This window comes from Gordonibacter pamelaeae 7-10-1-b (assembly GCF_000210055.1).
Lineage (GTDB): Bacteria > Actinomycetota > Coriobacteriia > Coriobacteriales > Eggerthellaceae > Gordonibacter > Gordonibacter pamelaeae.
Genome location: NC_021021.1, coordinates 289,979 through 295,072 on the forward strand (window position 1 = coordinate 289,979; position 5,094 = coordinate 295,072).

4 protein-coding genes are annotated in these 5,094 nt (G+C 67.9%); 2 read left to right on the top strand and 2 right to left on the bottom strand.

All coding sequences use genetic code 11. The annotated features are described in order from the left end of the window. Positions 1-1,487 (top strand): hypothetical protein (locus tag GPA_RS01280; RefSeq protein ID WP_083808824.1); only part of this gene is annotated, 1,487 nt, incomplete at its 5' end. Positions 1,488-1,709: 222 nt separating this feature from the next. Here GPA_RS01280 and GPA_RS01285 read toward each other — a convergent pair. Then, complete coding sequence (locus GPA_RS01285) at positions 1,710-3,812, bottom strand: ABC transporter permease (protein WP_015538719.1); 2,103 nt, start codon at positions 3,810-3,812, stop codon at positions 1,710-1,712. Further along, positions 3,802-4,638, bottom strand: coding sequence for an ABC transporter ATP-binding protein (locus GPA_RS01290; RefSeq protein WP_041238742.1), 837 nt, complete (start codon positions 4,636-4,638; stop codon positions 3,802-3,804). The genes GPA_RS01285 and GPA_RS01290 overlap by 11 nt, the downstream gene beginning before the upstream one ends. 177 nt (positions 4,639-4,815) lie before the next feature. Here GPA_RS01290 and GPA_RS19865 point away from each other — a divergent pair. Beyond that, the coding region (locus tag GPA_RS19865) for a response regulator transcription factor (protein WP_231847537.1) at positions 4,816-5,094 on the top strand (279 nt) is incomplete at its 3' end.

Here is a 5,094-nt window from a genome sequence, read left to right on the forward strand (position 1 = left end):
AGGCCGCCGCACGCTGCGGCTTCTCGGTGCGCGCCTATGCGAGCGACGGCAGCGCGCCGCTCGCACCCGGGGAGGGCGGCACCGTGGCGTTCGACCGCGACCTGGGCTACCGATTCCGGGGAGGCGACGATTACAAGGTAAGCGGCTTCTTCTCGGGCTGCCTCTTCCACGTGGAGGGCGAGGGTATCGTCCGCGTGCAGGCGCATCTCACGGGCGGGGCGCTGTACCGCGTGACGTTCGAGGACGGGCCGACCGACCCCGACGACCCGCGCATGGGCGAGCTTGCAAGCTGGAAGCCCACGTCGCGCGGCACCGGCGAGTACTACGGCGGCTACGACTTCGTGGGCAGCGCCATGCGCGACGGCGAGAGCAAGCTTAGCCTCGCGAAGCTCATGGGCGCCACCATCGACGTCTCCGCGGACGACGACCCCGGCATCGCCGACGGCACGACGAGCTTCGGCCTCTGGACGAACGAAGGCGAGGTTCCCGAGGATGTCTTCAACGACTCGCAGTCCCCCGTCATCGACCTGTTCGACGGGCAGACGCTCACCGTCACCGTGACGTTCGAGGACGGCAGCACCTCCACGCAGGCCATCGAGCTGCACGTCGCCAACTTCGAGACCGAGATGGTTGACGGCGCCCCCCGCCTGACCCCCCGCCTCGCTGCGGACGATGCCGAGGCGAGCACGTCGGCGAAGTCGCTCTACGGCACCGTGGTGGAAGCCGGAAACGGGCCGTTCCCCTTCCCGCTGGACGACGCGAACGACCGCGCCGACGAGGTGCTGCCCGCCTCGATCATCGAGCGGCAGGACGACACGTGGCGGGCAACCGTCGAGGTGGACGGCGCGCACGTCGACGCGACGCTGCCCGAGAACGCGCTCACGGCGGCCGATGGCGAGATCCCGTTCGACTTCGGTTACGAGAACCCCGACTACTCCTACACGAATGCCGAGAGCCCGCAACGGCTGACCGCCCAACTGGCCATGAGCTCTCCTTCCCTCTCGCTCTCCGACACCCTGCCGGGCGGGAAGACGCTCGGCGACTGCCTCTTCGTGATCGGCGGCTGGCTCGGAAACGCGCGCTACCTGGACAAGTGCTCGCGCGAGGTGTGGGGCTACGGCTACAACGACGACGGCACCTTGACGAGCAACGATTACCGCTACGCGTCGACGACGGTAACGGTGCGCAACCTTGGCGATACGGCCGTGCCCGTCTGGACGAGCGTGCTCTACGAGTTCGCCCTGCGCAACGACGACGGGACGCTCGACGTGGTGCGGACGGGTTACGATCTGGACTTCGAGGCTTCGGGCGACACCCTGCCCTCCGACAACCCCCAGCACGTCGTCATCGCGCCGGGCGGCACGGTGCAGCTGACCATGGTGCGCGTCCTGCCCACGTACGTCCTGGAGAGCGACAACCTGGTGCTCGTGCCGACCGACAATGGCAGCCTGTTCTCGCACGCGTTCGCGCTCGGCCGGCAGATGTAGGAAAGAGGAAGATCGCTCGCGCGTGCCTCGGCCCCTCTGTCGGCCGGCCGAAAGCACGCGCGCGATGGACGCCGTCCGGCGCATCAGGGCAACCTTGGAGGTTCGCCCGATGCGCCGGACAGCTCGCACGACACGCACGTACCCGGCCGGCTGATAAGGGGAGGACATGCAAGCGGCTGCTAGCAGGGTCCGCAGGTCGAACCTGCGGGGGCGTCTTCGTCCTTACTCGCGGGCGAGCTTGCGGGCGCCGAGGTACGTCACGGCGAAGTACACGCCGTACACCGCGAGGAACGCGCCGGCGCAGGCGAGCGCCATCGAGGTGATGTCGAGGTGCCCGAACACGGCCACGACGTCGGTGACCACCACGAGCGCGCACGCGGAATGCGCCACGGCCAGCAGCAGCGGGAACAGGAAGTACACGAGCACCTGCACGAACAGCGCGCCGTCGATCATGCGCTCGGGGGCGCCTAGCTTGGCGCACAGGCCGTAACGCTGCGCGTTGTCGGACGCGTCGGAGAGCTGCTGGATGGCGAGTATTGCCGCACAGGCGATGACCAGGACGAAGCCCAGGTAGATGGCCAGATATGCCACGATGGTAGACAGGCTGATGCTCTGGTCGAACACGTCGGCGCGCGTCATGGAAAGCGTGACGGGCCAGGTGTCGGGGTTGTCGGTATCCGCCACGGCGTCCATCATCTCGCCGAACGCCGCCTCGTCCGCATCGCTTGCGCACTGCACGTCGAGGATGGACTGCAGGATGCGCGCGTCCTCGGGCACCGCCTCGTCGGGCACCACGAGCGTGCCGGTGTTCATGGGGAACGGCGTGGTCTGCAGGCAATCATCCCGAAACTCGACCACGCGCATATCGCGTCCGCCCACCGGCAGCGTGGTGCCGCGATCCACCGCATCGCGGTAGAACCCGCTCGTGATGTCGGAGTCGCTGTAGATCGCGCACTCCCCCGCGCCCAGCTCGAGCGCGGGCTTGCCCGCCAGCGCAAGCGCATCGTTCACCTGTGACAGCGCCGCCACGTACACGGGGTACACGCCGTAGCCGCTGTTGATGGAAGCGCCCGCGTAATCGGCCAGCACCAGGCCGCTCGCGCGCTCCACGTCGTCCATCACCAGGCCGTCGGACGGGTCGACCATGAGGTCCACCTGCGCCGTGCCGGACACGACCGCGTCGAAGTCGCCCGCCCCCACCGCTGCTGCACTCGCGCGCAGGCCGGCGGCCATGTCGTAGCCCTGCCGCTCGGCGAACTCGCCGAACGCCCCCAGGTCCGCCGGCTGGAAACCCGCCTCGGCGTTGTAGGAGCCGAACGACGTGGACACGCTGGCGCTGTAGTCGGTGCTCCTGTCCAGCGAGCCGTCGATGGCGTTGCGGATGCCGATGCCGCCGCACACGCTGGTGATGGCCAGGAACAACACGATGCACACCACCAACAGCGACGCGAACGTGGTGTTCACCTTGGCGCCCAGCTGCCGCAGCGTGAACATGTTGAGCCCGCGCAGGTACAGCGGCTTGATCATCTGCACGAGCTTCAGCAAAAAGCCCGACAGCGCGTAGAAGAACAGCACCGTGCCCACGCACACGAGCACCGTGGCCGCGGCGAATTCCGGCGAAGGCTCCATGAGCCCGTTGTCGATGAGCAGCTTGTACGATACGCCGATCAGCACGAGCGACACCGCGAACAGCACGAGCGACAGCGGCAGGCTCTTAAGCCTCATCTCCTCGTTCCTGCTGCCTGCATGGAGCAGGTCGATGAGCTTCGCCCGCGCCACCGTGCGCGCGTTCAAAAGGGCGGCCACCAGGAAGATAGCCGCGAACACGACGGCGGTCTTCACCAGCGCGTCGGCCGAGAACACGAACGCGAACCCACCGGCAGCGGCCACGTCGGCCTTGAACAGCGCGCTTGTGAGCTGCAGCAGAAGCTGCGAGAGCCCCACGCCCACCGCAAGGCCCACCGCGAGCGACGCGGCGCCCACGATGAGCGATTCAAGCGCCACGATCCTCACCACGTCGCCCGAGCTCATACCCAGCGTCAGGTACACCCCGAACTCGCGCTTGCGCCGCTTGATGAGGAAGCCGTTCGCGTACACCACCAAGAACACGAGCACGAACGCGATGAACACCGACACCCCGCCGATCACCATGCCCAGAAGCTCGAACATCTTGTCCTGCGTCTCGGAGAACGCGAGCACGCCCTGTTGGGCCGTCATGGAGTTGAACGCGTAGAACACGGCCACGCCCAGCATGACCGTGAGGAAGTACACGCCGAAGTCCGCGAGGGACTTGCGCACGTTGCCGAGCGCGAGCCTAGCAAGCATGGCGCGCCACCTCGCCCTCGGCAGGCGCGTCCTCGCCCGCGCCGCCCATATGGGACACCATCTCCACGATCTTGCGGTAGAACACCCCGCGGTCGGCGCCCGATCGGCGCAGCTCGCCGTACAGGCCGCCGTCCTTGATGAAGATGATGCGGTTGCAGTAGCTGGCCGAGAACGAGTCGTGCGTGACCATGAGGATGGTGGACCCGCGGCTGTTCAAGTACGCGAGCGATTCGAGAAGCTGCTTGGCCGACTTCGAGTCGAGCGCGCCGGTGGGCTCGTCGGCCAGCACGAGGCGCGGGCGGCCCACCGTGGCGCGCGCAGCGGCAACGCGCTGCTTCTGGCCGCCGGACATCTGGTAGGGATGCTTCTGCAGCACGTCGGAGATGCCGAGCGTGCTCGCCGCCTCCTGCACGCGCGCATCGATCTCGCGCGCAGGGGTTTTCCGGATGGTGAGCGCGAGCGCGATGTTCTCGTACGCCGTGAGCGTGTCGAGCAGGTTTGAGTCCTGGAAGATGAAGCCCAGCTCCTCGCGCCTGAACCGCGCCAGCTCCTTGCCTGCGAGCGACCCCACGTCGCGCCCGCCGATATGGATGCTGCCGCTTGTGGGCGCATCGATGGTGGCCAGGCAGTTGAGCAGCGTGGACTTGCCCGACCCGCTCGGCCCCATGATGCCGGTGAACTCGCCTGCCGCCACCGCGAAGCTCACGTGGTCGAGCGCCTGCGTCACGCTCCCATCGCGCTTGCGCCCCTCGATACCGTAGCGCTTGCCCACGTTGCGCACCTCGACCACGGTTTGCATCGGCTGCCCTGCATGTTGTGCCGCCATGTCGTCTCCTTCTCTCGATCGGTTCCGCAGACAAGCTTACGCGGGCGGCCTTACGCTTCCCCTTCCCCTTCCTTGCGTTTCCCTTACGCAACCTTGCGCCTGCCTTACGCCCCGCGCGCGGCCGCCCGGGCGCGGGGCGGATGTGCCATAATGCGAACGTGAGAGAAGGGAGGCCAGATGGCATCGGGCGGATTCGGCATGGTGGACGAGCATCTGCGCGGCAAGCGCATCCTGGTGGTGGACGACGAGCGCGAGCTGGCCGACATGGTGGCGGCCATCCTGCACGGCGCGGGGTTCGCCTGCGTGGACGTCGTGCATGCAGGGGCCGAGGCGCTCGCTGCCATCGACAGCCGCGCGGCCTCGCCCGAGCGCGCCTACCAGCTGCTCGTGCTCGACGTGATGATGCCCGGCATGGACGGCTTCGACCTGCTCGCCCGCGTGCGCGAGCGGCCTGCG